Source organism: Mesorhizobium sp. 2RAF21 (assembly GCF_052115345.1).
GTDB classification, from domain to species: domain Bacteria; phylum Pseudomonadota; class Alphaproteobacteria; order Rhizobiales; family Rhizobiaceae; genus Mesorhizobium; species Mesorhizobium terrae.
This window is the reverse complement of the sequence record NZ_JBFRGM010000014.1, coordinates 24731-50113: the sequence shown is the minus strand read 5'-3', so window position 1 is coordinate 50113 and position 25383 is coordinate 24731. Positions and strand designations below refer to the sequence as shown.

General features: G+C 63.8%; 23 protein-coding genes and 1 riboswitch. Of the genes, 9 read left to right on the top strand and 14 right to left on the bottom strand.

Annotated elements, in window-relative coordinates; genetic code table 11:
- Nucleotides 1–73 precede the first annotated feature (73 nt).
- The 3 genes from mmsA (at nt 74) to araD1 (ending at nt 4087) form a co-directional block, all read left to right on the top strand.
- Nucleotides 74–1606: a multiple monosaccharide ABC transporter ATP-binding protein gene (mmsA, locus tag AB4136_RS22645; protein WP_137900276.1), complete on the top strand. Its 1533-nt coding sequence runs from the start codon at nt 74–76 to the stop codon at nt 1604–1606.
- A complete protein-coding gene (gene mmsB / locus AB4136_RS22640) occupies nt 1603–2895 on the top strand; it encodes a multiple monosaccharide ABC transporter permease (protein WP_024925984.1) in 1293 nt (430 codons plus the stop codon). The genes mmsA and mmsB overlap by 4 nt, the downstream gene beginning before the upstream one ends.
- Before the next feature lie 199 nt (nt 2896–3094).
- On the top strand, nt 3095–4087 hold the full coding sequence (gene araD1, locus AB4136_RS22635; protein WP_137900277.1) for an AraD1 family protein: 993 nt from the start codon (nt 3095–3097) through the stop codon (nt 4085–4087).
- Nucleotides 4088–4162: 75 nt separating this feature from the next.
- Here the strand turns inward: araD1 and AB4136_RS22630 are convergent, their stop codons facing one another.
- The 3 genes from AB4136_RS22630 to AB4136_RS22620 form a co-directional block, all read right to left on the bottom strand.
- On the bottom strand, nt 4163–4933 hold the full coding sequence (locus tag AB4136_RS22630; protein WP_137900278.1) for a transporter substrate-binding domain-containing protein: 771 nt from the start codon (nt 4931–4933) through the stop codon (nt 4163–4165).
- Nucleotides 4934–5115: 182 nt separating this feature from the next.
- The gene (locus tag AB4136_RS22625) at nt 5116–5844 is read right to left on the bottom strand and encodes an ABC transporter substrate-binding protein (RefSeq protein WP_373426407.1); all 729 of its coding nucleotides are present in this window, start codon (nt 5842–5844) and stop codon (nt 5116–5118) included.
- A gap of 159 nt (nt 5845–6003) precedes the next feature.
- Entirely contained in the window at nt 6004–7098 is a 1095-nt protein-coding gene (locus AB4136_RS22620) for a 2'-deoxycytidine 5'-triphosphate deaminase (RefSeq protein WP_024925980.1), read from the bottom strand.
- A 108-nt stretch (nt 7099–7206) separates the two neighbouring features.
- Nucleotides 7207–7283: riboswitch (SAM riboswitch) on the top strand.
- Between the two features lie 55 nt (nt 7284–7338).
- Here AB4136_RS22620 and AB4136_RS22615 point away from each other — a divergent pair.
- Nucleotides 7339–8526, top strand: coding sequence for an O-succinylhomoserine sulfhydrylase (locus AB4136_RS22615; RefSeq protein ID WP_137900279.1), 1188 nt, complete (start codon nt 7339–7341; stop codon nt 8524–8526).
- Nucleotides 8527–8550: 24 nt separating this feature from the next.
- Here the strand turns inward: AB4136_RS22615 and AB4136_RS22610 are convergent, their stop codons facing one another.
- Both AB4136_RS22610 and AB4136_RS22605 read right to left on the bottom strand, forming a co-directional pair.
- Nucleotides 8551–8886 carry an MmcQ/YjbR family DNA-binding protein gene (locus tag AB4136_RS22610; RefSeq protein ID WP_024925978.1) on the bottom strand — a complete coding sequence of 112 codons (336 nt, stop codon included), beginning with the start codon at nt 8884–8886 and terminating at the stop codon, nt 8551–8553.
- A gap of 62 nt (nt 8887–8948) precedes the next feature.
- The gene (locus tag AB4136_RS22605) at nt 8949–10100 is read right to left on the bottom strand and encodes a glycosyltransferase (protein WP_024925977.1); all 1152 of its coding nucleotides are present in this window, start codon (nt 10098–10100) and stop codon (nt 8949–8951) included.
- A 178-nt stretch (nt 10101–10278) separates the two neighbouring features.
- On the opposite strand from AB4136_RS22605, the gene apaG reads away from it, so the two are divergent.
- On the top strand, nt 10279–10671 hold the full coding sequence (gene apaG, locus AB4136_RS22600) for a Co2+/Mg2+ efflux protein ApaG (protein ID WP_024925976.1): 393 nt from the start codon (nt 10279–10281) through the stop codon (nt 10669–10671).
- Nucleotides 10672–10833: 162 nt separating this feature from the next.
- Here the strand turns inward: apaG and AB4136_RS22595 are convergent, their stop codons facing one another.
- Nucleotides 10834–12303, bottom strand: coding sequence for an MFS transporter (locus AB4136_RS22595; RefSeq protein ID WP_024925975.1), 1470 nt, complete (start codon nt 12301–12303; stop codon nt 10834–10836).
- Nucleotides 12304–12393: 90 nt separating this feature from the next.
- On the opposite strand from AB4136_RS22595, the gene AB4136_RS22590 reads away from it, so the two are divergent.
- Nucleotides 12394–12945, top strand: coding sequence for a TetR/AcrR family transcriptional regulator (locus tag AB4136_RS22590; protein ID WP_024925974.1), 552 nt, complete (start codon nt 12394–12396; stop codon nt 12943–12945).
- A 317-nt stretch (nt 12946–13262) separates the two neighbouring features.
- Here the strand turns inward: AB4136_RS22590 and AB4136_RS22585 are convergent, their stop codons facing one another.
- From AB4136_RS22585 to AB4136_RS22575, 3 genes are all read right to left on the bottom strand, one after another.
- Nucleotides 13263–14264 (bottom strand): Hsp33 family molecular chaperone, encoded by a 1002-nt coding sequence (locus AB4136_RS22585; RefSeq protein WP_024925973.1) that lies wholly within the window; start codon nt 14262–14264, stop codon nt 13263–13265.
- A gap of 102 nt (nt 14265–14366) precedes the next feature.
- The gene (gene argF / locus AB4136_RS22580; protein ID WP_024925972.1) at nt 14367–15278 is read right to left on the bottom strand and encodes an ornithine carbamoyltransferase; all 912 of its coding nucleotides are present in this window, start codon (nt 15276–15278) and stop codon (nt 14367–14369) included.
- Between the two features lie 13 nt (nt 15279–15291).
- Nucleotides 15292–16488, bottom strand: coding sequence for an aspartate aminotransferase family protein (locus tag AB4136_RS22575; protein WP_024925971.1), 1197 nt, complete (start codon nt 16486–16488; stop codon nt 15292–15294).
- Nucleotides 16489–16842: 354 nt separating this feature from the next.
- Here AB4136_RS22575 and AB4136_RS22570 point away from each other — a divergent pair, with 354 nt between their 5' ends.
- Nucleotides 16843–17364, top strand: coding sequence for a GcrA family cell cycle regulator (locus AB4136_RS22570; protein ID WP_024925970.1), 522 nt, complete (start codon nt 16843–16845; stop codon nt 17362–17364).
- Nucleotides 17365–17446: 82 nt separating this feature from the next.
- Here AB4136_RS22570 and AB4136_RS22565 read toward each other — a convergent pair whose 3' ends face one another.
- The 3 genes from AB4136_RS22565 to AB4136_RS22555 all read right to left on the bottom strand — a co-directional run bounded on the left by AB4136_RS22565 (nt 17447) and on the right by AB4136_RS22555 (nt 20653).
- Nucleotides 17447–18454, bottom strand: coding sequence for a magnesium and cobalt transport protein CorA (locus AB4136_RS22565; RefSeq protein WP_024925969.1), 1008 nt, complete (start codon nt 18452–18454; stop codon nt 17447–17449).
- A gap of 92 nt (nt 18455–18546) precedes the next feature.
- Complete coding sequence (gene phoU / locus AB4136_RS22560) at nt 18547–19272, bottom strand: phosphate signaling complex protein PhoU (protein ID WP_024925968.1); 726 nt, start codon at nt 19270–19272, stop codon at nt 18547–18549.
- Nucleotides 19273–19390: 118 nt separating this feature from the next.
- Complete coding sequence (locus AB4136_RS22555) at nt 19391–20653, bottom strand: ATP-binding protein (RefSeq protein ID WP_024925967.1); 1263 nt, start codon at nt 20651–20653, stop codon at nt 19391–19393.
- Between the two features lie 100 nt (nt 20654–20753).
- On the opposite strand from AB4136_RS22555, the gene ppk2 reads away from it, so the two are divergent.
- A complete protein-coding gene (ppk2, locus tag AB4136_RS22550) occupies nt 20754–21665 on the top strand; it encodes a polyphosphate kinase 2 (RefSeq protein WP_024925966.1) in 912 nt (303 codons plus the stop codon).
- Here ppk2 and AB4136_RS22545 read toward each other — a convergent pair.
- Nucleotides 21658–23559: a glycosyltransferase family 2 protein gene (locus AB4136_RS22545; protein ID WP_065998145.1), complete on the bottom strand. Its 1902-nt coding sequence runs from the start codon at nt 23557–23559 to the stop codon at nt 21658–21660. The two genes, ppk2 and AB4136_RS22545, sit on opposite strands and share 8 nt — an antisense overlap.
- Nucleotides 23560–24108: 549 nt before the next feature.
- Between AB4136_RS22545 and AB4136_RS22540 the strand changes: the two genes are divergently transcribed.
- Nucleotides 24109–24957, top strand: coding sequence for a transporter substrate-binding domain-containing protein (locus AB4136_RS22540; RefSeq protein WP_024925964.1), 849 nt, complete (start codon nt 24109–24111; stop codon nt 24955–24957).
- Between the two features lie 4 nt (nt 24958–24961).
- On the opposite strand, the gene AB4136_RS22535 is transcribed toward AB4136_RS22540, so the two are convergent.
- Nucleotides 24962–25375, bottom strand: a complete 414-nt coding sequence (locus tag AB4136_RS22535) for a tellurite resistance TerB family protein (protein WP_024925963.1) — start codon at nt 25373–25375, stop codon at nt 24962–24964.
- Nucleotides 25376–25383 lie beyond the last annotated feature (8 nt).

The following is a 25383-nucleotide window of genomic DNA, read 5'->3' as shown; positions in this document are numbered from 1 at the left end:
CACTCCACCCTTCGGTATCATGCGGCAGAGGCGGCACGCCCGGCTTCGCCCGCTGGCAAACCAGGTTTTCGTGATGGCACAGACCATTCTGGAGATGCGCGACATCACCAAAACGTTCCCGGGCGTCAAGGCGCTGTCGAACGTCAACCTGCGCGTCGAGGAAGGCGAGATCCACGCGGTGGTCGGCGAGAACGGCGCCGGCAAGTCGACGCTGATGAAGGTTCTGTCCGGCGTCTATCCAACCGGCTCCTATGACGGCAAGATCATCTATCGCGGCCAGGAGTGCCATTTCAAAGGCATCCACGACAGCGAAAACCTCGGCATCGTCATCATCCACCAGGAGCTTGCGCTGGTGCCGATGCTGTCGATCGCCGAAAACATCTTTCTCGGCAACGAACACGCCCGCTACGGCATCATCGACTGGAATGCCAACGAAGCGCGCACCCGCGCCTTGCTGAAGAAGGTCGGTCTCACCGAGGACCCCAAGACCCTCATCACCAATATCGGCGTCGGCAAGCAGCAATTGGTGGAAATCGCCAAGGCGCTCAGCAAGGAAGTGCGACTGCTGATCCTCGACGAGCCGACGGCCAGCCTGTCGGAGAAGGACAGCCAGGCGCTGCTCGACCTGCTGCTCGAGTTCAAGCGACAAGGCATCACCTCGATCCTCATCTCGCACAAGCTCAACGAGGTGAACCGGGTCGCCGACCATGTCACCATCATCCGCGACGGGCGCACCATCGAGACGCTGTCGCGGCAGGACATCAGCGAAGACCGCATCATCACCTCGATGGTGGGCCGCTCGCTCGACGATCGCTATCCGCCGCGCGAACCGCAGGTCGGCGAGGTGATCTTCGAGGTCAAGAACTGGTCGGTCTACCATCCGCTCCATGCCGAGCGGCAGGTGATCAAGGGCATCGACCTCAATGTCCGCAAGGGCGAGGTGGTGGGCATTGCCGGACTGATGGGCGCCGGGCGCACGGAATTCGCCATGAGCCTGTTCGGCCGCTCCTATGGGCGGCGCATCACCGGCGAGGTGTCGCTGCGCGGCAAGCCGGTCGATCTTTCCTCGGTGGGACGCGCCGTGGAACAGGGCATTGCCTATGTCACCGAGGACCGCAAGACCTACGGGCTCAACCTCATCGACCACATCAAGCACAACATCACTCTCGCCCATCTCGACGGCGTGTCGAGAAAGGGCGTCATCAACGACCTGCGCGAGCTTTCGGTCGCCAACGACTATCGCGGCAAGACCAACATCCGGGCATCGAGCGTCTATCAGATGACGGGCAACCTTTCGGGCGGCAACCAGCAGAAGGTTGTGTTGTCGAAATGGCTGTTCGCCAACCCCGAAGTGCTGATCCTGGACGAGCCGACGCGCGGCATCGATGTCGGCGCCAAATACGAAATCTACACGATCATCGCGCGGCTGGCCGCCGAGGGTAAGGCGATCATCGTTATCTCGTCGGAGATGCCCGAACTGCTCGGCATCACCGACCGCATCTACGTCATGAACGAAGGGCGCATGGTCGGCGAAATGGCGGCGAGCGACGCCAGCCAGGAAAAGATCATGCGCGCGATCGTACGGGGAGAAGGAAAAGCATCATGAGCACCGACAGCGCCCCCGCACCGAAGAGCACCGTCGCCGAAGACGTACAGCCGGGCCAGCGCGTCGCTGTCTCCGCGCTTGTCAACAACCTGCGCGACTACGGGCTGGTGCTGGCGTTGATCGCCATCATGATCTTCTTCCAGTTCACCACCTCCGGCACGCTGTTCAAGCCGGTCAATCTCAGCAATCTGGTGCAGCAGAACTCCTTCATCATCGTGATGGCGCTGGGCATGCTGCTCGTCATCGTCGCCGGCCATATCGACCTCAGCGTCGGTTCCGTCGCCGGCTTCATCGGGGCGCTGGCCGCCAATATGATGGTGACCTGGCAGCTCGGCCTGCTCAGCAATCCGCTGGCAGTCTCACTGGTCTGCCTGCTGATCGGCGGCGCCATCGGCGCGGCGCAAGGCTATTGGATCGCCTATCACCGAATACCGTCCTTCATCGTCACGCTGGCCGGCATGCTGATGTTTCGCGGCATGTGCCAGGCGCTGCTTGGCGGCGGCTCGTCGGTGGGGCCGTTGCCCGACAGCTTCAAGGCGCTGTCCTCCGGCTTCATTCCCGACATTATCGGCCCGCTGACCCTGGTCGAGCCGATCGTGAACGCGGCCGGCAAGACCGTGGTTGGCAGCGGCCTGAGCCTGCACATGACGACCATGGTGATTGGCATCATCGCCGTCGTGGCCTACGCCTATTTCGGCCTGGCGGCGCGGCGCACGCGCGAGCGGCACGGCTACGAGGCGGAACCCTTCGCGCTGTTCGCGATCAAGACCCTGGTGGTGAGCGCGCTGGTGCTCTTCCTCGTCTTCCAGTTCGCCACCTACAGGGGCCTGCCCATCGTGCTGATGGTGATGGCCGTGCTGATCGCGCTGTTCATCTTCGTCACCAAGAAGATGACGATCGGCCGCCGCATCTATGCGATGGGCGGCAACGCCAAGGCGGCACAGCTCTCCGGCATCAAGACCGACCGGCTCACCCTGATGGTGTTCATCAACATGGGCGTGCTGTCGGCGCTGGGCGGACTGATCATCGCCGCGCGCCTCGGCCAGGCTGTGCCGGCGGCGGGCCTCGGCAGCGAGCTCGACGTAATCGCGGCGGTGTTCATCGGCGGTGCCTCGGCGATGGGCGGCGTCGGCCAGGTCATGGGTTCGGTGGTCGGCGGCTTCATCATGGGTGTGATGAACAACGGCATGTCGATCATGGGCGTCAATGTCGACTGGCAGCAGGTGGTGAAGGGGCTGGTGCTGCTCGGCGCCGTCGTCTTCGACGTCTACAACAAGAACAAGGCCTGAAACCGCCGCGGCAAGGCGAAAGACAGGTATGTCGCTCGCGGGCCGAAAGCCGGAAGCCCCTGCCGGACAGTTCGGCAAGCAAGGCTGACCGCGGGCCAAACCCGGATGAGAAGGTTCAACGCGGCGCCCATGCGGGAGCCGCGAGGGGAAAGATTTGCGGGCGCGATGCCCCGCGACAGGCAAGGCAAAGAGGATCGTCATGTTGATCTCCCAGTTCCTCGATGAAGGCGATACCATCCGCGTCGTCGCCCGCGACGGCGGCAAGGCCCGCGTGGTCAATGGCGCGCGCAGCGTCTACTCGCTGGCGACGGAAGCGGCGCGCACCGGCTCCGGCCTGGAAGCGCTGATCGAGCGGAAAGGCTTTGCCGATGTGGTCGACCTTGAAGCGCTCTACCGCAAGGGACGGCTGCTATCGCCGATCAACCATCCCGACCCGGCGCATCTGCATCTCACCGGCACGGGCCTGACGCATCTCGGTTCAGCGGCGGCGCGCGACGCCATGCACAAGAAGCTCAACGCCGAGGGCGAGGAACAGCTGACCGATTCCATGAAGATGTTCCGCATGGGGCTCGACGGCGGCAAACCGGGCGCCGGACAGGCGGGCGTGCAGCCGGAATGGTTCTACAAGGGCAACGGCACCATGGCCGTGGCGCCCGGCACCGCACTGTTGTCGCCAGCCTTCGCCGAGGACGCCGGCGAGGAACCGGAAGTTGCCGGCATCTACATCATCGGCGACGACGGCATGCCGTTCCGCGTCGGGTTCGCCCTGTCGAACGAGTTTTCCGACCATGTCACGGAACGGGTCAACTATCTCTATCTTGCCCATTCGAAACTCAGGAACGCGTCTTTCGGCCCGGAAATCCTGATCGGCGACCTGCCGGTCGACATCCGCGGCGCCTCGCGCATCCTGCGCGACGGCAAGCCTCTATGGGAAAAGCCGTTCCTGTCCGGCGAGGCGAACATGTCCCACGCAATCGCCAATCTCGAACACCATCACTTCAAATACGCACTGTTCCGGCGCCCGGGCGACGTGCATGTGCACATGTTCGGCACCGCCACGCTGTCCTTCGCGGATGGCATCAGGACGCGGGACGGCGACGTCTTCGAAATCGAGGCACCGGAATTCGGCCTGCCACTGCGCAATCCGCTGGAGATCGAGCAACCGGTGAACGTGACGGTGAAAGCGCTCTAGGGCGAAAACGAAAACGGGCGCCAGCGGCGCCCGTTCCCCGTGGTCGAGGCCGACTAACAGCAGCCGCCGTGACCATCAATAGATGTCGAAGTCGAAATACTTCGCCTGCACCTTCTTGTAGGCGCCATCGGCAACGATCGCGTCGATGGCCGCATTGAACCGCTCACGCAGCGCGTCCTCGCCCTGGCGGATCGCGATGCCGATTTGCGCTTCGGTGCCCTTCACGTCTCCCACCAGCTTGCAGCAATCCTTGCCGCCGCCATTCTTGACCCAGTCGACCAGAACGAACTTGTCGGTGATGATGGCGTCGAGCCGGCCGTTGACCAGATCGGCCACCGCATCCTCATGCGTCGGGTAGAGTTTCACCTCGGCACCGGCCTTGGCGTAGACGTCCTGGGCATAGGTCGCCTGGGTGGTCGAGGCCTGCGCACCCAGCGTCTTTCCGGCCAGGGCCGAAGGCTCGGTGCCGGTCAATGTCGTATCCTTCAGGGCGGCGAGCGCCAGCGGCGTCGCATAATATTTGTTGGTGAAGGCGACTTGCTTCTTGCGCTCTTCGGTGATGGTCATCGAGGCAATGATGGCGTCGAACTTCTTGGCCTGCAGCGCCGGGATCATGCCGTCCCAATCCTGCGCGACGATCTCGCATTCGATCTTCATCTGGGCGCACAGCGCCTTGGCAATGTCGACGTCGAAGCCCGCCAGCGTGCCGTCGGCCAGCACGGTGCTGAACGGCGGCGCGGCACCCTCGGTCGCGATCTTCAGCTTTTCGGCGGCAAATGCCGCGCCGCCGCCTATCACGAGCATCGCCGCTGCAGCGGCCGAAACCAGCCATTTCGAAATATGCATTCCTGAATTCCTCCAACTCCGGCCAAAACGGCCGTCACCCTGCCAAACATGACGAGCCGGAACGAGGAAGCGCCAGCCGGGGGCTTCGGATTGGCACTCGGAGCGTCCAAATGAAAAACGGGCGCCGGATGGCGCCCGTTTCATAAACACAGCCGGTCGGGGCCACCGCCCCGTTCAACCGATCAATAGATGTCGAAATCGAAATATTTCGCCTGGATCTTCTTGTAGGTGCCGTCGGCGACGATCGCGTCGATCGCCGCATTGAGCTTCTCGCGCAGCTCATTGTCTTCCTTGCGCACGGCAATGCCGGCCTGGGTTTCGGTTCCCTTGACGTCGCCGATCATCTTGCAGCAGTCCTTGGCCGAGCCGTGCTTCATCCAGTCGACCAGCACGAACTTGTCGGAGAGGACAGCGTCGAGGCGACCGTTGACGAGATCGGTCACGGCCTCTTCCTGCGTCGGATAGAGTTTCACGTCGGCACCGGCCTTGGCGTAGACGTCCTGGGCATAGTTGGCCTGGGTGGTGGAGGCCTGCGCACCCACCGTCTTGCCGGCGACGGCGGCGCCATCGGTACCGCCCAGCGAACTATCCTTCAGCGCCACCACCGCCAGCGGCGTGGTGTAATATTTGTTGGTGAAGGCGACCTTCTGCTTGCGTTCCTCGGTGATGCTCATCGAGGCGATGATGGCGTCGAACTTCTTGGCCTGCAGCGCCGGGATCATGCCGTCCCAATCCTGAGTGACGATCTCGCACTCGGCCTTCATCTGGGCACAGAGTGCATTGGCGATATCGATGTCGAAACCTTCGAGCTTACCGTCGGAGGTGATGGTGTTGAAGGGCGGATAGGCGCCTTCGGTGCCGATCTTGATCTTTTCGGCCGCAAAGGCAGTGCTTGCGCCGGCCGCCAACATCGCCACGGCCGCAGCCGAAACGATCCACCTGGACATCTTCATTGTTTTCCCCCTCGGGTTTGCGGCCCCAACGGCCTTGTCTGACAGCCAAGCACGGCCAAGAGACCCAGGCAAGCGCGCCATGCGACCTGCACTTGCCATTCAGCGCGGCTGGGCCATTCAGCGTGCAGCGCGGAAATGCTTGGAAAGCTTCAGGCCCTGCGCCTGATAATTGGAGCCGAGATCGGTGCCGTAGAGCGCGTTCGGCCGCTTCAGCATGTGCTCGTAAACCAGCCGGCCGACGATCTGGCCGTGATCGAGGATGAACGGCACCTCGTGGCTGCGCACCTCAAGCACCGCGCGGCTGCCGGTGCCGCCGGCACCGGAATGGCCGAAGCCGGGATCGAAGAAACCGGCATAGTGGACGCGGAACTCACCCACCAGCGGATCGAACGGCGTCATCTCGGCGGCAAAGAGCGGCGGCACATGCACCGCCTCCTGGCTGACCAGGATGTAGAACTCGTCGGGATCGAGCACCAGTTCGCCGGCGCCGCTGCGATAGAGCGGCTCCCAGAAGTCGACGACATTCTGTGCGGCGCGCTTGTCGACGTCGACCAGCCCGGTGTGATGCTTGCCGCGATAGCCGACCAGGCCGTCCTTGTCGCCGGCGAGGTCGATCGACAGCGCGATGCCGCCGCCGGAAATATTGGGCGGGTCGATTGCCACCAGCGTCTCGGCGCAGTGCAGCGCGTGCAGTTCGTCTTCCGATAACAAGGCTTTGCCGGTGCGGAAGCGGATTTGCGACAGGCGCGAACCGGTGCGCACAACGATCGGGAAGGTACGCGGACTGACTTCGAGATAGAGCTGACCGCGATAGCCGGCGGCGACCTTGTCGAATTCCTGGCCGTGATCGGTCATGACGCGGGTGAAGATGTCGAGGCGGCCGGTCGAGCTCTTCGGGTTCGTCGAGGCGGAGATGTCGGCCGGCAATGCCAGGCTTTCGAGCAATGGCACGATGTAGACGCAACCAGTCTCCAGCACCGCACCATCGGCGAGGTCGATCTCATGCAGCTTCAGCCGCTCCAGCTTGGCAGCCACGGTGCTGTTGGGGCCGGGCAGGAACGAGGCGCGGACGCGATAGGCCTTTTCGCCGAGGCGAAGGTCGAGGCTCGCCGGCTGGATTTGGTCGCCATCGAGCGGACGCGGCGACTTCAGCGCGCCTGCCTGGAACAGCGCGGCAATGTCCTGATCGGGAAGAATGCCTGTCTTGCGCAATCTCAACTCCGCGGCGGCTGGCCCATGCCCGGGTGCGGCTGTGATGCCGGCAACCCAAGCTCTTAATGAAGCCGGCAATTGACGCAAGCCGCGCCCGGGTCTAAAGGGGCTTTATCCCGTGGTGATTTGCCGGTCGGCTTGCAGCCACGTAAAACAAGTCGCTAAAGGACCGTGGGCCATGAAAGGCCATATGGACCGGTTGCGACTTCGCGGCCGGTTTTTTTGTGTCGGAACGGAGCCATGACCGAAAAGAAGCGCAACTGGAAACCCGCCACCCAGCTCGTCCACGCTGGTACCCTGCGATCCGGCTTCGGCGAGATGTCGGAGGCGATGTTCCTCACCCAGGGCTATCACTATGACAGCGCCGAGCGCGCCGAAGCCCGCTTCAAGGGCGAGGAGCCGGGTTTCATCTATTCGCGCTATGCCAATCCCACCGTCGACATGTTCGAAAAGCGCATGTGTGCGCTGGAAGGCGCGGAAGATGCCCGTGCCACCGCATCCGGCATGGCGGCGGTGACGGCGGCGGTACTCTGCGGTCTTAAGGCCGGCGACCACATCGTGGCGGCGCGCGCGCTGTTCGGCTCTTGTCGCTGGGTGGTCGAGACGCTGGCGCCGAAATACGGCATCGAGGCGACGCTGGTCGACGGCACCGACATCAAGAATTGGGAAGCGGCGGTCCGTCCGAACACCAAGCTGTTCTTCCTGGAAAGCCCGACCAACCCGACGCTGGAAGTCGTCGATATCGCCGCCGTCGCAAAACTCGCCAATTCGATCGGCGCCAGGCTGGTGGTCGACAACGTCTTCGCCACGCCGCTGCAGCAGAAGCCGCTGGAGCTCGGCGCGCACATCGTCGTCTATTCGGCCACCAAGCACATCGACGGCCAGGGCCGCTGCCTGGGCGGCATCGTGCTGTCCGACAAGAAGTGGATCGACGAGAACCTGCACGACTATTTCCGCCACACCGGCCCCAGCCTCTCGCCCTTCAATGCCTGGGTGCTGCTGAAGGGCCTGGAGACGCTGCCGCTGCGCGTGCGCCAGCAGACGGAGGCCGCCGGCAAGATCGCCGATTTCCTCGCCGGCCACCCCAAGATCGGACGGCTGATCTATCCCGGCCGCGCCGACCACCCGCAGGCCGATATCATCAAGAAGCAGATGACGGGCGGCTCGACGCTGATCTGCTTCGACCTCAAGGGCGGCAAGAAGTCGGCCTTCGCCTTCGAGAACGCGCTTGACGTGGTACTGATCTCGAACAATCTCGGCGACGCCAAGAGCCTGATCACGCACCCGGCGACAACCACGCACAAGAACCTCACCGACGAGGCGCGCGCCGAACTCGGCATCGGCGAAGGTACGCTGCGGCTGTCGCTCGGCCTGGAAGATACCGACGACCTGCTGGAAGACATCGAACAGGCGCTGGCGAAGGCGTGATCCGCGCTGGCTCGGGCCGCCTCGTTAAGGGGCGGCCTGGAGCAACGTTTTCGGCGCGACCGAGCGCCAGCCCATCGCCATGGCATGGCGGACGCTTGCCTCGTCCGCCATGTCGAGAACGACGCGCGTCCAGCCCCTCTGGCCCCAGGAGCCTGGGATCGGCTCGAACTGGCCGGCGGCCGTTTCCATCAGGAGGCGTTGCTCGTCGGGCGAGAGCTTGACGACGGCGCGGCCGTCCTTCGGCCGCAGCGTGGCGAATATCTTGCCGCGCACGCGGAAATCCGTCACGTCGAAATGACCACTTTGGACGGCTTCGGGAAAGCCGAGCGCAAGCTTGCAGAACCGTTCCTCAGTCAGCATCGCCCACCTCCCTCGCAGCCGATCATGCCGCAAAGCGGACGCGAACGATACGGCGGCGAAGATCAGGCGCCCGAGAGCACCTCTTCGGGCTCGTCGGATTTGGTGCTGATGTTCATGGTGTTGCCGCGCCAGTCGATGGCGCCACCGACCCAGCCGCGCAGCCACACCGCCGGCAGCATGACATCGCGAACCATCATCGCGGGGATCAGCCGCGGCGAGGCATACCAGCCCTTGGCCACGGCCAGCGCATATTCGGGCAAATAGACCGCCGCGAGCACCGCGAGCGTCGTCCAGAACAGGCTGACCTCGGCGCTTGCCGCCGCGATCAGTGCCAGCAGCAGCGGAATGGCCGCGCCGACGCAGATTTCCGGCGCGAAAAAGAACGGGAAGGTGACCCGCCGCAGCCGCGCCCAACGGGCCTGGCGCGACCACACGGCTTCACGGGTGCGATAGCCAAGCGGCTGTTCGAAGGGCGAGGCGACCAGATGGACCTTGAGGCCGAGCCCGTTGACCAGCTTGGTCGCGGCGGCGTCCTCGGCGATCTCGGCGGCCAGCGCGTAAATGCCGCCATTGGCATCAAGCAACGGCTTCGACCACAGCATGCTCTTGCCCTGCGCGAAGCCAAGGCCGGCGGCGGCACCGGTGTATTGCCAGCGCGCCTGCAAGGTGTTCAGGAAGGCGCATTCGACCTCGGCCCAGAAACCGTCGGGGCGCGAGCCGACCGGCGTCGAGCAGACGAGGCCGCTGTCGGCGCGCCATGCACCCATCATCTGCTGGATATAGTCGCGCGGCATCAGCACGTTGGAATCCGCCAGGATCACCCAGTCGTGATGCGCAGCCTCCCAGCCCTTGACGCAATTGTTGAGTTTGGGATTGCCGCTGATGCGGTCGTCGCCGGTGAGTAGCCGCGTCGGTATATGCGGAAATCGCGCCATGGCGGCGCGGATCGCCGGCACGACGGCGTCGTCCGAATGGGCAACGCAGAAAATCAATTCATAGCTGGGCCAGTCGAGCCGGAAGGCGCGTTCGAGCGTCTCGGCGGTGAACGGCTCGACGCCGCGCGCCGGCACCACGATCGAAACCGGCGGCGCCTGTTCACCGGGCGGTCGCAACGTGCGGCGACGCTCCAGTTGCGACCAGGCGAGCGCAATGGAAACCAAGTTGACGAGAAGCAGAAAGGCGGAGAGCGAGGCGGCTGCGGTTGTCAGGTCCATGAAGTCAGGTCACTCCCGGAAACGCGGCCTGAAGCCCTTTGTCAGGCGTCCGTGAATCATCCTCGGGCCGGCCGCCATCGGGGGCACACCATCACCGTTTCATGTCGCGCACATGACAGAAGGTTGACCATGATGGATCGAGGACGGAAACTTGCCTTGGTTGTCCTGCGAGTCGCCCATGTACAGTGCCGTTACCCGAGATATCAGAGTCGAGGTGGAACCGTTCTACCTTGAAGACCGGTCGGATCCGGCCGAGGGCCGCTATTTCTGGGGCTACCGCGTGACGATCGACAACCGTTCGGACGAGTTCGTGCAATTGCTGTCGCGCTACTGGCATATCACCGACGGCACCGGGCATGTGGAAGAGGTGCGCGGCGCCGGCGTTGTCGGCGAACAGCCAGAGCTGAACCCCGGCGACAGCTATCAATACACGTCCGGTTGCCCGCTTTCGACGCCGTCCGGCATCATGGTCGGGCACTATACCATGCGCAATGCGCGCGGCGAGCGGTTCGACATCGCCATCCCAGCCTTTTCGCTGGACCTGCCGAATGCCAGGCGCGTCGTGAATTAGGAGAGCGGCTTCCCCTTCTCCCCGTTCATGGGGAGAAGGTGGCCCGAAGGGCCGGATGAGGGGCGGCACCAAGCGGGCAGGAGCCGGCTCTGCCCCTCACTGCCCTGCCGGGCATCTCTCCCCGTAAACGGGGAGAGAAAGGCAGCTTCGATGCAGCGCTCATCACGCCGTGGCGGTCCGACGCCAGATAACCAGGCTGACAAGGATCAGCAGCGCCGCTGCCGCGGCGATCACGCCGACAAAAGCCTGGTCGAATGCGGCACCCGCGAGCCGTGTGAGTTCGGTCGCTTCGGTCGGCCCCAGCCTCTCGGCGATCAGCAGTGCCTCGTCCAGACTGTCGGCTGCCTGCGCGGCGATCCCGTTGGGCAACACCAGCGCGTATGTGTAGAGCGCCGACATCAGGCTGCCGAGAAAGGCGATGCCGAGCGCGCCGCCAAGTTCAAAGGACACTTCCTCGATGGAGGCCGCCATGCCGGCCCTCTCCTCGGGGGCCGACAGCATGATGACGCTGGATGCGGCCGTCATTGCCGCGCCGAAGCCAAAGCCCATCGCCGACAGCGCCGTGAGCCACAGCCAGGTTTCACCTCGATACACCATGAGATAGGCGGCGAGTGTTGCGCCGGCCAAAAGCAGCGAGGACCAAAGCACGCGCACCGCGCCAATCCGGGGTAGCGCCAGACCGGTGACAGGACCGGCGATGAAGGCCGCGAGAGGGATAGGCAGGATGACGAGGCCGGCTTGCAGCGGCGAGAGGCCGAGCACGAGCTGAAGGCGCTGGCTGAACACCAGCTCGACGCCGATCAATGCCGCCGACGCCACCATGGCTGTCGCGACACCGGCGGAAAAGCGCGGATTGGCGAAGAGCGAAAAGTCGATCAGCGGCGAGCGGCTGGCGAGTTGGCGGCGAACGAAGACGACCATGGCGAGGAGACCGACGGCGAAAGCCAGGCCGGCGGCAAGCCATGACGGATCGCGCTTGGCGAGTTCCTTGATGGCGTAGGTCAGGCCCACCAGCCCGACCATCACCTGAATGGAGCCGACGAGATCCCAGGGGTGATCGCTGTTGCCCGGCCGGCTGGGCAGCAAGGTCGCGCCGGCGAGCAGAGCGACGATCACCACCGGCACATTGATCAGGAAGACCGATCCCCACCAGAAATGCTCCAGCAGCGCGCCGCCGACCACCGGGCCGAACGCGGCTCCGCCGGAGGCCACGGCCGCCCAGACGCCGATCGCGAAAGCCCGTTCCTTCTCGTCGATGAAAGTCAGCCGGATCAGCGACAGGGTGGCGGGCATCATCATGGCAGCGCCGACCGCGAGCAGCGCCCGCGCCGCGATCAGCCAGGCTGGCGTCGGGGAGAACGCGGCGCCCAGCGAAGCCAGGCCGAACACGACAAGTCCCGCCATGAACATGCGCTTGTGGCCGAGCCGATCGCCCAAAGTACCGACGCCCGGCAGGAGACCGGCGACGACAAGGGGATAAGCGTTGATGATCCAGAGTTTCTCGGTCGCCGTCGCCCTCAGCTCATGCGTCAGCGTGGGGAGCGCGGTGTAAAGCACCGTCATGTCGATGACGATCAGGAACAGCGCGCTCGACACGATGGCGAGAACCAGCCAGCGGTTGCTCGGGGACATGATACCTTCCTTCAATCTACTCACCTTGGCGGGCTTGCCCCGCCGCGTGCCGCTATATAAATACGTTCGTATTGAAATGGAAGAGGTAAGATGTCCGGACGACCACGCAGCATCGACCGCGACAAGGTCCTTGACGCCGCCGAAGCGATTGTGACCGAGATGGGAGCGTCGGGGCTGAGCTTCGATGCCGTGGCGAAAGCCGCGGGCATCACCAAGAGCGGCGTGCAATATTGCTTCGGCACCAAGGACAATCTGATCCGCGCGATGATCGCCCGCTGGGCTGACGCGTTCGAAAGCAAGGTCACGCAGGAAGCAGGGCCTGAACCGTCACCGACTTCGCGGATTCGTGCTCATCTTTCGGTCACCAGACACGAGGACGAGGCGGAGCACTCGCGATCCGCCGTCATGATGACGGCCCTTTTGGAGGCGCCCGAGCGCGTGGCCGAGACCCGTGACTGGTACAACAGCCTTCTCGCCGGCCTCGATCTGGCAAAACCGGCGGACAGGAAGATCGCCCTGGCCTTCCTGGCCGGCGAAGGTGCGTTCCTGCTCAGGTCGCTCGGCCTGATCGGCCTGAACGAGGCCGAATGGGACGCCCTGTTCGCGGATATGCTGAAGCAGACCCACACCGACGAGAAATGATGCTCCAAGCCTCGGCGCGTTGCGAAAAAACCGGAAACCTGGCGGTCTCCGGGGTGTTGGAAAAACAAAGAGAACTGTTTTTTGGCTTGCGCCTAGCTCGCGGCATCTTCGATGACGCGGCAGATGGCGTTGCGCGTGGCGCCTTCTGGCCGGCCCACCATGAACACCAGATCGATGCGGTCGCCCTTACCGGATTTGCGCGCGACGACGCGCAGCTTCTGCTCGCGGCTGGAACCGGACGTCTCCTGCTTGGCGGTCAGCGAGCCAGCGGAAGGACGAACTGGAACGGGGCGGGAAATCCCGCCCCGTCCTTCGTGTTATTGCCCGGCGACAAACTCAGCCGGGTCGAAGTCGTAGCGCTTCGAGCAGAACTCGCAATCGACGCGGATTCTGCCGTCCTCGGTGCTGTCCTTGATCTCCTCGGCGGAAAAACCGCCAAGAATGCCGCGGATCTTATCCGGCGAGCACGAGCAATCGTCGGCAACGTGGATCTCATCGAACACACGCACGCCATGCTCGTGGAACAGCCGGTAGAGCAGCCGCTCGGTTCCAACCATCGGGTCGATCAGTTCGGCAGGCTCGACCGTCGCCAGAAGCGCCAGAAGTTCCTGCCACGAATTGTCGACCGGCTGCAGAACGGCTTCGGCAACATCGCCGTCACCGCCCGGAAGGTCCGGCACGCGCATGCGCTCCGGTGCCTCGGGCAGGAACTGCGCCAGCACGCCGCCGGCGCGCCACTGCTGACGACCGCCGGGCAGGATCTGCTTGGCCACCGCGAGCCTGAGGTCGGTCGGGATCTGTTCCGACTGCCGGAAATAGGTGCGCGCGGCTTCCTCCAGCGAGATGTTGTCGAGCTGGACGATGCCCTGGTAGCGCTGCGTATACTCACCCTGGTCGATGGTCAGTGCCAGCACGCCGGAACCCAGCAGGGTTTCGGGCGCCACGTCGCCGGCCGCCGTCAGCGCGGCCAGCCTGTCGGCGTCATAACGGGCATAGGCGCGCAATGCATGCGGCGTCGAGAAATCGGCGACCAGCATGTCCACCGGCCCGTCGGTGCGGGTCTGCAGGATGAACTTGCCCTCGAACTTCAGCGACGTGCCGAGCAGAACCGTCACGAGGCAGGCCTCGGCCAGCAATCGTGCGACGGGTTCCGGATAATCGTGGCGCGACAGGATGGCGTCCAGCATCGGGCCAAGTTGCACGGCGCGGCCGCGCACATCGAGCGCGCCGACCTCGAACGGCACGACATGGTCGTCGCCGGCGTGGCCGAATTCGCCAAGTTTGGGTTCGCGTTCAGTCAACTGCGTGGTTTCCAACATAATAAAACTCCCCGGCGCGGCACTGCTTCCCGGCCGGGAACATGCCTTCCAACGCCAACGATTTGCGTGATGCCGGGGAGATAGGCATCACGCAGTCCAGTATCAAGCGCCCAGGCACCAGGCGAGCACCGCCTTCTGAGCGTGCAGCCGATTCTCGGCCTCGTCGAAGACCACCGAGTGCGGGCCGTCGATGACCTCGTCGGTGACTTCGTCGCCGCGATGGGCCGGCAGGCAATGCATGAACAAGGCATCCGGCTTGGCCTTGGCCATCAGCGCGGCGTTGACCTGATAGGGCACGAAGACGTTGTGGCCGCGCGCCCTGTGTTCCTGCCCCATCGACACCCAGGTGTCGGTGACGATGCAGTCGGCCAGGTTGACGGCTTCCTCGGCCGAACGGGTGAAACGGATCTTGCCGCCATTGCCCTTGGCCCAGTCGACGAACTTCGGTTCCGGCTCGCTGCCCTCCGGCACGGCGACGTTCAGGTCGAACGAGAAACGGGCGGAGGCCTCGATCAGCGAATGCAGCACATTGTTGCCGTCGCCGGTCCACGCGAAGGTCTTGCCGGCGACCGGCCCGCGATGTTCCTCGAACGTCATGATGTCGGCCATCAGCTGGCAGGGATGGGTTTCGTCGGTCAGCCCATTGATGACGGGAACGGTGGCGTTCTCGGTCAGCTCGATCAGCCGCTCATGCGCGGTGGTGCGGATCATGATTGCGTCGACATAACGCGACAAAACCTTGGCGGTGTCGGCGATGGATTCCGAGCGGCCGAGCTGCATCTCGGTGCCGGTCAGCATGATGGTCTCGCCGCCCAGCTGACGCATGCCGACATCGAAGGAGATGCGCGTGCGCGTCGACGGCTTGTCGAAGATCATCGCCAGCACCTTGCCGTCGAGCGGCTTGGAGCGCTCGCCGGCCTTCAGGCGGGCCTTGCGGACCGCCGCGTCATCCAGCATGGCGCGCAGATCGGTTTCGGAAACGGTGGAAAGGTCGGTGAAATGCCGGACGCTCATCACATCGCCCGCATCACTTGGCCGCCGCGGCGACGGCTTCCGACAGGCCCTTGGCAGCGCCGCGAATACGCTTCAGCCCTTCCTGGATGTCGGGCTCGGTGACGGTCAGCGGCGGCAGCAGACGGATGACGTTGTCGCCTGCCGGCACCGCGAGAAGATGCTGGTCACGCAGCGCGCCATTGACCGTGCCATTGGGCATCGAGCACTTGATGCCGAGCATCAGCCCGTCGCCGCGAATGCCTTCGATGACTTCCGGATATTCGTCGGCGATCGCAGCCAGGCCCTGCTTGAACAAGAGCGCCTTACGGCCGACTTCCTCCAGGAAGCCTTCGGCCAGCACGACATCGAGAACGGCATTGCCGACCGCCATGGCCAGCGGATTGCCGCCGAAGGTGGTGCCGTGGACACCGGCGGTCATGCCGCGCGCGGCCTCGTCGGTGGCGAGACAGGCGCCCATCGGGAAGCCGCCGCCAATGCCCTTGGCGATCGCCATCAGGTCCGGCGTGACGCCGGCCCATTCATGGGCGAACAGCCGGCCAGTCCGGCCGATGCCGCACTGGACCTCGTCGAAGATCAAAAGCAGGCCGTGCTTGTCGCACAGCTGGCGCAGCCGCTTCAGCGACTGAACGGGGAAGGAACGGATGCCGCCTTCGCCCTGCAGCGGCTCCAGCAAGATCGCCGCCGTCTCCGGCCCGATCAGCTTCTCGGCGGCGTCGATGTCGTCGAAGGGAACCTGGTCGAAACCGTCGACCTTGGGGCCGAAGCCCTCAAGATATTTATACTGACCGCCGGCGGCGATGGTCGCCAGCGTACGCCCGTGGAACGCGCCCTCGAAGGTGATGACACGGTAACGCTCGGGATGGCCGGTCACGAAATGATAGCGACGTACGGTCTTGATCGCGCATTCCAGCGCCTCGGCACCGGAATTGGTGAAGAACACCTTGTCGGCGAAGGTCGCGTCGACCAGGCGTTCGCCCAGCCGGCGCTGTCCCGGAATCTCATAAAGATTGGAAACGTGCCACAGCTTGTCGGCCTGGTCCTTCAGCGCCGAAACCAGATGCGGATGGCCATGACCGAGCGAGTTGACGGCGATGCCGGCGGCAAAATCGAGATATCGCTCGCCCTTGTCCGTCACCAGCCAAGAACCCTCCCCACGCTCGAAAGCCAAGGGTGCACGAGCAAAGGTCTCGTAAAGCGCCGAACCGCTCATTATATGCTGCTCCGGAACCGGAAAAATAAAAGCCGCCCAAGCGGCGGCCCTGTGCGGCTTATCCTGTTTTTCGGTCATGAAGTCAACGAAAAGGTCTTTCAGGATACCCTGTCAAACCCTCGTGGCCCAACCTGTTGCGTCGCATGCAGCCAAGTTGGGGAAAACTGCGAAATCCGATTCGTGTTGCCGCCGGGACTCTTGTCACCGAGTCAGCGCATCGGTAATTGTGAATGAGAAATAACTAGATTTCGTGCGGCGGATCTAATCACCCCAGTATATGTGGTGCCTGCCCGGCGAGAGCCGGACTGGTTTTGGATTCCGAAAGTGCCGGGCGGTTTAGAGGAGCGCAGTCTTATGAACTGGACTGACGAGCGAGTCGAACTCTTGAGAAAACTGTGGTCGGAAGGTCTGAGCGCGAGCCAGATCGCGGCCCAACTCGGCGGAGTGAGCCGCAATGCGGTCATCGGCAAGGTGCATCGCCTGAAGCTGTCGGGTCGCGGTCGCACAACGGCTGCGCCGGCTCGCCAGAAGAAGGCCGCCTCCAGCGGCGCGACAGCCACCAAGTCGACGGTGCGGGCCGCCAGCACGCATCGTCATGTGACCGCCTCGATCGGCGCTACCGCCCTGCAGGTGCAGTTCGACGCCGAGCCGGTGGCACGGCAGTATCTGCGCCCGGTCGAAAACGTGGTGGTGCCGATCTCCCGTCGCCTGCAGCTCGTCGAATTGACCGAGCGCACCTGCAAATGGCCGAACGGTGACCCGCTGACCGAGGAGTTCCACTTCTGCGGCAACGACGCCGGCGAAAGCGGTCCTTATTGCTCCTATCATTCCCGCGTTGCCTTCCAGCCCGCTTCGGAACGCCGGCGGCCGCGGTAAATCTAGGGAATAAGGGAATAAGGCAGTAGGGCATTCATTTGTTGCCCTACTGCCTTATTCCCTTATTCCCTACTGCCCTCTTTTACAGCCACCCATTCTTGCGGAAGCGCCAATAGAGAAAGGCGCAGATCGAGGCGATGGCTGCCAGTACGGCCGGATAGCCGTATTGCATCTTCAGTTCCGGCATGTCGTTGAAGTTCATGCCGTAAATGCCGGCAAATGCCGTCGGCACCGCCAGAATGGCGGCCCATGAGGCGAGTTTCTTCGAGATCGCCGTTTCCTGGCTCTGGCCGACCAGCAGGCTGGCCTCGAAGGCGAAAGCCAGCACTTCGCGCAGGCTGTCGATCTTTTCCTGCACGGTGCGGATGTGGTCCGTCACGTCGCGGAACAGCGGATACATGAAGGTGTGGATCTGCGGCAGTTCGGAACTGGTCAGCCTGCGGCAGACCTCCACCAGCGGCAGCGCCGCGTTGCGCAGGCGCAGCAGGTCGCGCCGCAGCATATAGAGCCGCTCGATCGCCTTGGCGTCCATCGGCTTGACCAGCACGCCATCCTCGATCGCCTCGACCTCGTCCTCGATCTGCTCCAGCACGGGGAAATAATTGTCCACGATGAAGTCGAGGATGGCGTAGAGGACGAAGTCCTCACCCTTGGCGAGTGAGGTCGGGCAACTCTCCCAGTGCTGGCGCACGGTGGCGTAGGAGGTTGACGGGCCGTGGCGCACGCTGACCAGATAACCCTGGCCGAGGAACAGATGCGTCTCGCCGAAGGTGACGCGGCCCTCCAGCAGTTGCGCCGTGCGGGCGACGATGAACAGCGCGTCGCCATATTGCTCCAGCTTCGGCCGCTGGTGCGCGTGCTCGGCGTCCTCGATCGCCAATTCATGCAGGCTGAACTGCGCCTGGACGCGCCGGAGCAGTTCACGGTCGGGTTCGAGCAAGCCGATCCAGACGACATGGCCGTCCTTGCGGGCCCACTCGCCCGCTTCCTCGATCGGGATGTCGGCCACACGCTTGCCGGCCACGTAGACGCTCGAGGCGACGATGCCGGCGGCGGGGGATTGAACAGCGGAGGCGCGAACTTGGTCCACCGTCACCTCCCAAGGGACCAGTCCTCATTCTTGGAAGCAGAGTGAACCCGTGACCGCCACAACGCAAGCGTGTCGCGCGCGGAGCGAATTCGTCATTTCGGCGCGAGTTCGGCCTGCATAACGACGCGATCGGTCTTGTCTTCCTTCGGCCGCTCTGCCGGCATCTGCTCGCCGGTGACGATATAATAGATGGTCTCGGCGATGTTGGTGGCGTGGTCGCCGATGCGCTCGATATTCTTGGCGCAGAACAACAGATGCGTGCAGGACGTGATGTTGCGCGGATCTTCCATCATGTAGGTCAGAAGCTCGCGGAACAGCGAGGTGTACATGGCGTCGATCTGCTCGTCGCGGTCGCGCACGAAGCCGATTTTGTCGACGGCGCGCGAAGCATAGACGTCCAGCACTTCCTTGAGCTGGGTCAGCGCCAGATTGGCCAGCGCTTCCAGGCCGCGATAGAGGCTGGTGGCCTCGCGCCCGTCGGTCACCGCCATCACCCGCTTGGCGACGTTCTTGCCGAGGTCGCCCACGCGCTCCAGATCGGCGGAGATGCGGATCGCGCCGACGATCTCGCGCAAATCCGTCGCCATCGGCTGGCGACGGGCGATTATGACGATGGCCTTGTCGTCGATCTCGCGCTGGCCTTCGTCGAGCACCATGTCGTCACGGATCACCTTCTGGGCGAGTTCCGGATCGGCATTCACCAGGGCGGCGACGGCTTGTTCCACCATGCGTTCCGCGTGGCCGCCCATGGCGGCAATGCGCTTGGCCAGGAACTTCAGTTCCTCGTCATAAGCGCTGACAATGTGCACGGACTGCATGGGCGTGGCCTTCTGGAACGACGCGACGATTCGCTCGTCAAGTGACTGCTGATACGCCAGCCATGTGACAGGAAGACGAAACGCTTTTCCCAGACATAATATGCGTTTCCGCCGAAATCTAGTTTGCTGGCAAATGGACCGTGAAGGCCGCTCCTTTGCCGATCTCGGAGCGGATCGAGATGCGCGCGTGATGGCGGGTCAGGATGTGCTTGACGATGGAAAGACCAAGGCCGGTTCCCTTCTGGGCGCGACTGGTTTCGACATCGACACGATAGAAGCGCTCGGTGATGCGGGGAATGTGTTCCTCGGCGATGCCAGGCCCGAAATCCCGGATGGTCACGTCGACGGTCGGCTCGGGTCCCGCCGTGCTGCGCGCTACCGTGACCAGCACCCGTCCGCCCGACTGGCCATATTTGCAGGCGTTCTCCAGGAGGTTCTCGAACACCTGGAACAGTTCGTCGCGATCGCCCGGCACATCGAGGGCGCCCTCGACGAAGTCGCGTTCGACGACCAGCCCGCCGTCCCTGGCCAGCGGCGCCAGGGAATCGATGACGCTTTCCAGCGTCTGGCGCAGATCGACGCGCGCGCCCGGCTTCAGATAGGCCTTCATCTCCAGCCGCGACAGGGACAAGAGATCGTCGATCAGGCGCGCCATGCGGCTGGTCTGGTTCTGCATGATCTGCAGAAACTGTTCGCGCGCCGCCGGGTCATTGCGGGCAGGCCCGCGCAGCGTCTCGATGAAGCCGGCGATCGAGGCCAGCGGGGTGCGCAGCTCGTGGCTGGCATTGGCGATGAAATCGGCGCGCATGCGGTCGATGCGGCGCGTCTCGCTCTGGTCCTTGAACACCAGCACGTAAAGCTCGGTGCCGTGCCCGACCGAGGACGCGCTGACCCGGTAGACGCGTTCGACCGGCAACTTCTCGACATAATCCACGGCGTCCGAGGCGACCTTGCCGGAAACGACGCTGTCGAGCAGTGCCTGCATTTCCGGCGCGCGGAATTTCAGCGGCAGCGACAGGCCGGGCGCCATGCCGCCAAAGGCTGCAAAGGCGGCCGCATTGGCATGCACGACGGTGGTGGCGCCGTCGAAGATGATGAGCGGGTCGGCGACAGCCGCGGCCAGATATTCGCCTGAAAGCCGCTGCAAGCCCTCAGCCTCCACCACCCGCGCCTTTTCGGCCACGCGCTGCGGGCGCATTGTCGGCACGAAGGCAGCGGCAAGCACAAGCACCAGGGCCAGCGGCAATGCCCAGGCGGCTCCGCCGAAATCATAAACCACCAGCACCGCGGCCAGGCCGGCCAGAAGATGCCAGCGCCCCTCCCAGAACCTTGCGACAACGCCATTCGCGGAACGGCGATCCTCACCCGTCACGTCAGCCATATGCACTCCATCCATCCGGGCGGCACGATGCCAACTTCCCGCTGGACCCCTTTAATGCGTCCCCATAGCATGAGTTTGAAAGTTGGAGAGGTTCGTATCGATGAAAAAAGACAAGGTTGCGCCGCCCGCCGGCATTCCGATCGCCGAACCGCTGGAGGTCAAGATGGGCGGCAAGGAACGGGTGTTCGACATCGACGCCCCGCAGCTGCCCGCCTGGATCGAAGACAACAAGCTGACCGCCGGCGGCTATCCTTATGACAAGAAGCTCAAAAGCGAGGAGTATGACGAGACGCTCGTCAGCCTGCAGATCGAACTGGTGAAGGCGCAGGCCTGGCTGCAGGCGAGCGGCGAACGCGTGATGGCGCTTTTCGAGGGCCGCGACGCCGCCGGCAAGGGCGGCACGATCTTCGCGCTGCACCAGTTCCTCAATCCCCGCAGCGCCCACAACGTGGCCTTGACCAAACCGACCGAAACCGAAAGGGGGCAATGGTATTTCCAACGCTATGTCGTCCATTTCCCCTCCGCCGGTTCGCTCACCTCCTTCGACCGCTCCTGGTACAACCGCGCCGGCGTCGAGCCGGTGATGGGGTTCTGCACGCCCGAGCAGCATGAGAACTTCCTCGACGAGGTGCCGCATTTCGAGAAGATGATCCACAATGAAGGCATCCACTTCTTCAAGATCTGGCTCGACATCGGACGCGAGACACAGCTCGCCCGGTTCTACGACCGCCGCCACAGCCCGCTGAAGAACTGGAAGTTCTCGCCCATCGACATCGCCGGCGTGAACAAGTGGGACGACTACACCAAGGCGCGTGACGAAATGTTCAGGCGCACCCACACCAACCACGCACCCTGGATCATCGTGCGCGCCAACGACAAGCGCCGCGCCAGGCTGGCCGTCATCCGCCGCATCCTGCGCGCACTGCCCTATGAAGGCCGCGACCTCGACGTGATCGGCAAGGAAGACGGCAAGATCATTGGCGAAGGTCCGTCCTTCGTCGGCCTCAAATAGACGCTTGCGCGGGCTGGCCGTCGGCGAACTGCCGCGCGGCCGCCCGCTCGTGATGGGTCTTTTCCCATTGATGCGGCAGCCGCCACAACTTCCAAATCGCGCGCCAGCCGGCCCACGACATCATCACCCAATAGACCGGCGTGAGCAGGACCACCTTCCAGAAATCGCTCCGTTCGCGTGGCGACGACGCCTGCCAGCCGAGCAGGAGGAAGGACAGGTAACCGCCGACGATGTTGATGATGTCGACAGTCAGCAGAAACGAACGCAACGGACTGTCAGGACTGTCCTGCAGGATGTGGAACATGCTCCAGAGAAGCGTGACCAGAAGTATGGGGTGCATCACCACCGATATCAGCATGCCGGCAAACAGCACCTGCGCCACCAGGAAGGAGGCAGGGCCTGCCTGACGCAGCAGTCCCATCGGTTCGCGCATATGCACCAGCCAGGTATGCGCCCATCCCTTGAGCCAGCGGCTGCGCTGCGGCAGCCAGACGCTGAATAATTGCGGTGCCGCCTCGTAGGTCGGGCTGGAAATCGTCTCCGCGCGATAACCGAAGCGCGCCAGCCGCAAGCCGAGATCGGCATCCTCGGTGACGTTGAACGGGTCCCAGCCGCCCACTTCGTCCAGCGCGGACCGCCGGAAATGGTTGGATGTGCCGCCGAGCGGCAGCATCACCCGCAAACCTGCAAGCCAGGGCAGAAGGCCGCGAAACAGGCCCGCATATTCGAAGCCGAACATCAGGGCGATCGGGCCGGAACCCTTGTTCGAGATTTCCAGCGGAGCCTGGACGACGGCGAGATCCAGCCCGCCCGCGCGGAACCGCTGCCAGGCTTCGGCGAGCTGCATTGGGTGTGGCTGGTCCTCGGCATCGTAGAGCGCGACATACTCACCCGCGCACAACGGCAGAGCATAGGCCAGAGCCTTGGGTTTCGTGCGCGGCTCGACCGGCGGCACCTCGACCACTTCGACATGGGCAGGCAGGCCATGCCGGCGGATCGCGGCCAGTGTCGCGACATCGTCGGCTTCGCAGACCAGCTTGATTTCGAGGCGCGATCGCGGCCATTCGAGGCGATCCATGGCAGCCAGCAGATCGGGCACCATTTCCGCCTCGTCATAAAGCGCCACAAGGACCGAAAAGATTGGGGCGTCCTCGCCGGGACGTGGGATATCCGAACGGCCCGGGGCCGGTTTCCTGAAGGCGGCCATCGCAGTCACCCGCAGCAAAACGCAGCCGAAGAAGAAGATCGTCGCCAGGATATGCAGGACAAGCAGGAGAAGTTCGTAAGCCAGGATGAGAGCAACCGGCACCGCGATCGAGACGCCACCGAAAACCACGCCCTGCCAGCCGGTCAAAACCGTGCGGGCGGACATGTCCGGGAAACGGTCGGACAGGCCAGCGACCGCGGTCCTGGTCAGGATGGGCCGGACCCTTTCTAGAACAGCAGCCCGCAAAAGCCGGGGATCGGCGAGTTTCAGGCGGGCAGCGGAGGTGGGCCGCAAGGAAAGCCAGTTGCGCATGGCTTCGAGCCGTAGGTGCCGGGGCGTGATCAGGAGGGAGACGGCACCGTCGGGCTCGATCAGCCTGATCGCCGCGCGGGCATCGTCGCGTCGCAACAGCGCCAGGGCCTGTTCGTCGTTGAGGACGAGCCGCTGCGTGGCAATGTCGGTCGCCACCTTGATGCCGAGTTCCGCGGCGATCGCCTGCACGATGATGCCCGCTTCAAAGAAGCCGGCAGCAAGTAGCGCGGAGGCGAAATCGCCGCCTTCCTCTTGGCGGGCGCGGATGGCGATCCTGATGGCGAGATCGGTCGGCATCCGCAATCTGGACAACACGCCGCCCCATTCGGCGAGTTCGGGAAAGAAGGCCTCGGCGAGATGAATATCGCGATCCATCGCGACATCCGTTTGCCCAAACATCCCGTCAGGGAACGGCGCCGCAGCGCCGCCCTCGAAATCGATCGACCGCATGTTCCCCCCAAGCTCCCCAGCTTGCTGTTCGATCAACGCGAACAGAATTATTTGCTTTGTTCACCCCTATGCAGATTGTGCCGATGGCAGCCGCGCGCTTTGCTGTGCGCGACTGCATCGCTGTCGTGAAATAAAATCGAAAGTGCCTGACGGGCGCGCCATCGCGTCGACCAAAGGACGCTGGTTTCTTCCTTCCTGGAAGAAAAGCCGACTACGATACATGGGGCACACCACAAGACGCACCGAACCGAGGCACAACCCGATCATATTAGACTATACTGATGGTTGCAATTGTGTGCTTGCGGACGGTATTCGAGTCTTGATGAGCGGAGCTGACGAGCGCGATCTTTTCCGCCTGGCGGCCCAATGACGTGCCGGCGCGCACTCAAATGAGCGTATTCCTCGCGGAAAAGGATTGTCGTTGCCTCGGTTTCATATGAAAAGCGGACAAGCATTGTTGCCGGGAGTTCCGACGTGACGTTTCGCTGGCTGATCGCAGCACTGGCGCTAGTAACGGCAACGCTGCCCGTCGCCGGCACCGTTCGCGCCGCCGAACCGCAGCCGCCGATGTTGTGGGATGGCAATGAACGCCTGCCGAAACCGGATCTGTCGCAGTTGCCGCGCCTGCGCTTCCTGACGACCACGGATTTTCCGCCGTTCAACTTCCTCGACACCGCCGGCCGGCTTTCCGGTTTCCATGTCGATCTCGCCCGTGCCATCTGCGCCGAGCTTGCGGTCGCCGACAAATGCCAGATCCAGGCCCTGCCCTGGGCGGAACTGGACGCGGCCCTTCGCAAGGGCGATGGCGAAGCGATCATGGCCGGTATCGCGGTGACCAAGGAGACGCGCAGCCAATATGCGTTCTCGCGTTCCTACCTGCAGTTTCCGGCGCGCTTCATCATGCCCAAGGCGCAGACCGTCACCGAGCCGCTCTATGAAAAACTGAAGGGCAAGCGTGTCGGGGTGGTGACGGGCTCGGCGCATGAACGCATGCTGCGCGAAGATTTCGGCATGGTGACGATCGCCCCCTTCCCGACCCAGGAAGCGTTGCTCACCGATCTCAAGGCCGGCAAGGTCGATGCCGCCTTCGGCGACGGCATGCGCCTCGGCTTCTGGCTGGCAGGATCGGAGGCTGCCGATTGCTGCCGCTTCGCCGGCGGGCCTTATCTGGCGCCTGAATATCTGGGCACGGGGCTGGCCATCGCGGTCAAGCCGGAAGACCAGGCGCTTGCCACAGCGCTCGACTACGCCCTGCAGCAGATCGCGCTCAAAGGCACCTTCGCAGAACTCTACCTGCGCTATTTCCCGGTCAGCTTCTACTAGACGATCAGGTCAGCATCCGATGCCGCGCCTTGGCGGAACGCTCGATGGCGGCAACCGTCAGCGTGTCGAGGTCGAGCGCGCGGCGGATCAATTGCAACACACGGACCTCTTCCAGCCGCATTTCCAGATCGACCGCCGCAACCTCGAAGGCGGCGGCATAGGCGGTGTCGTGCAGCCTTTCCGGCAGCGCCACCGCGGCCTTGGCCAGAACACCGTCCAAGCCGTCCTTTTCGTGCAACAGGCGCTGGCAATGTTGGGCGATCGAGATCAGGCGGCTCTGGTTGAAGTCCTCGAACACCGGCCACGATCCGGTGACGTCGCCAATCCGTGCCAGCTCGACGTCGGTCATGTCGCGGTCGGAAGCCGAGGTGATCACCATCAGATGGATCAGCGCTTCGTGCGGGGTCAGGCCGGGCATGGTTTCTC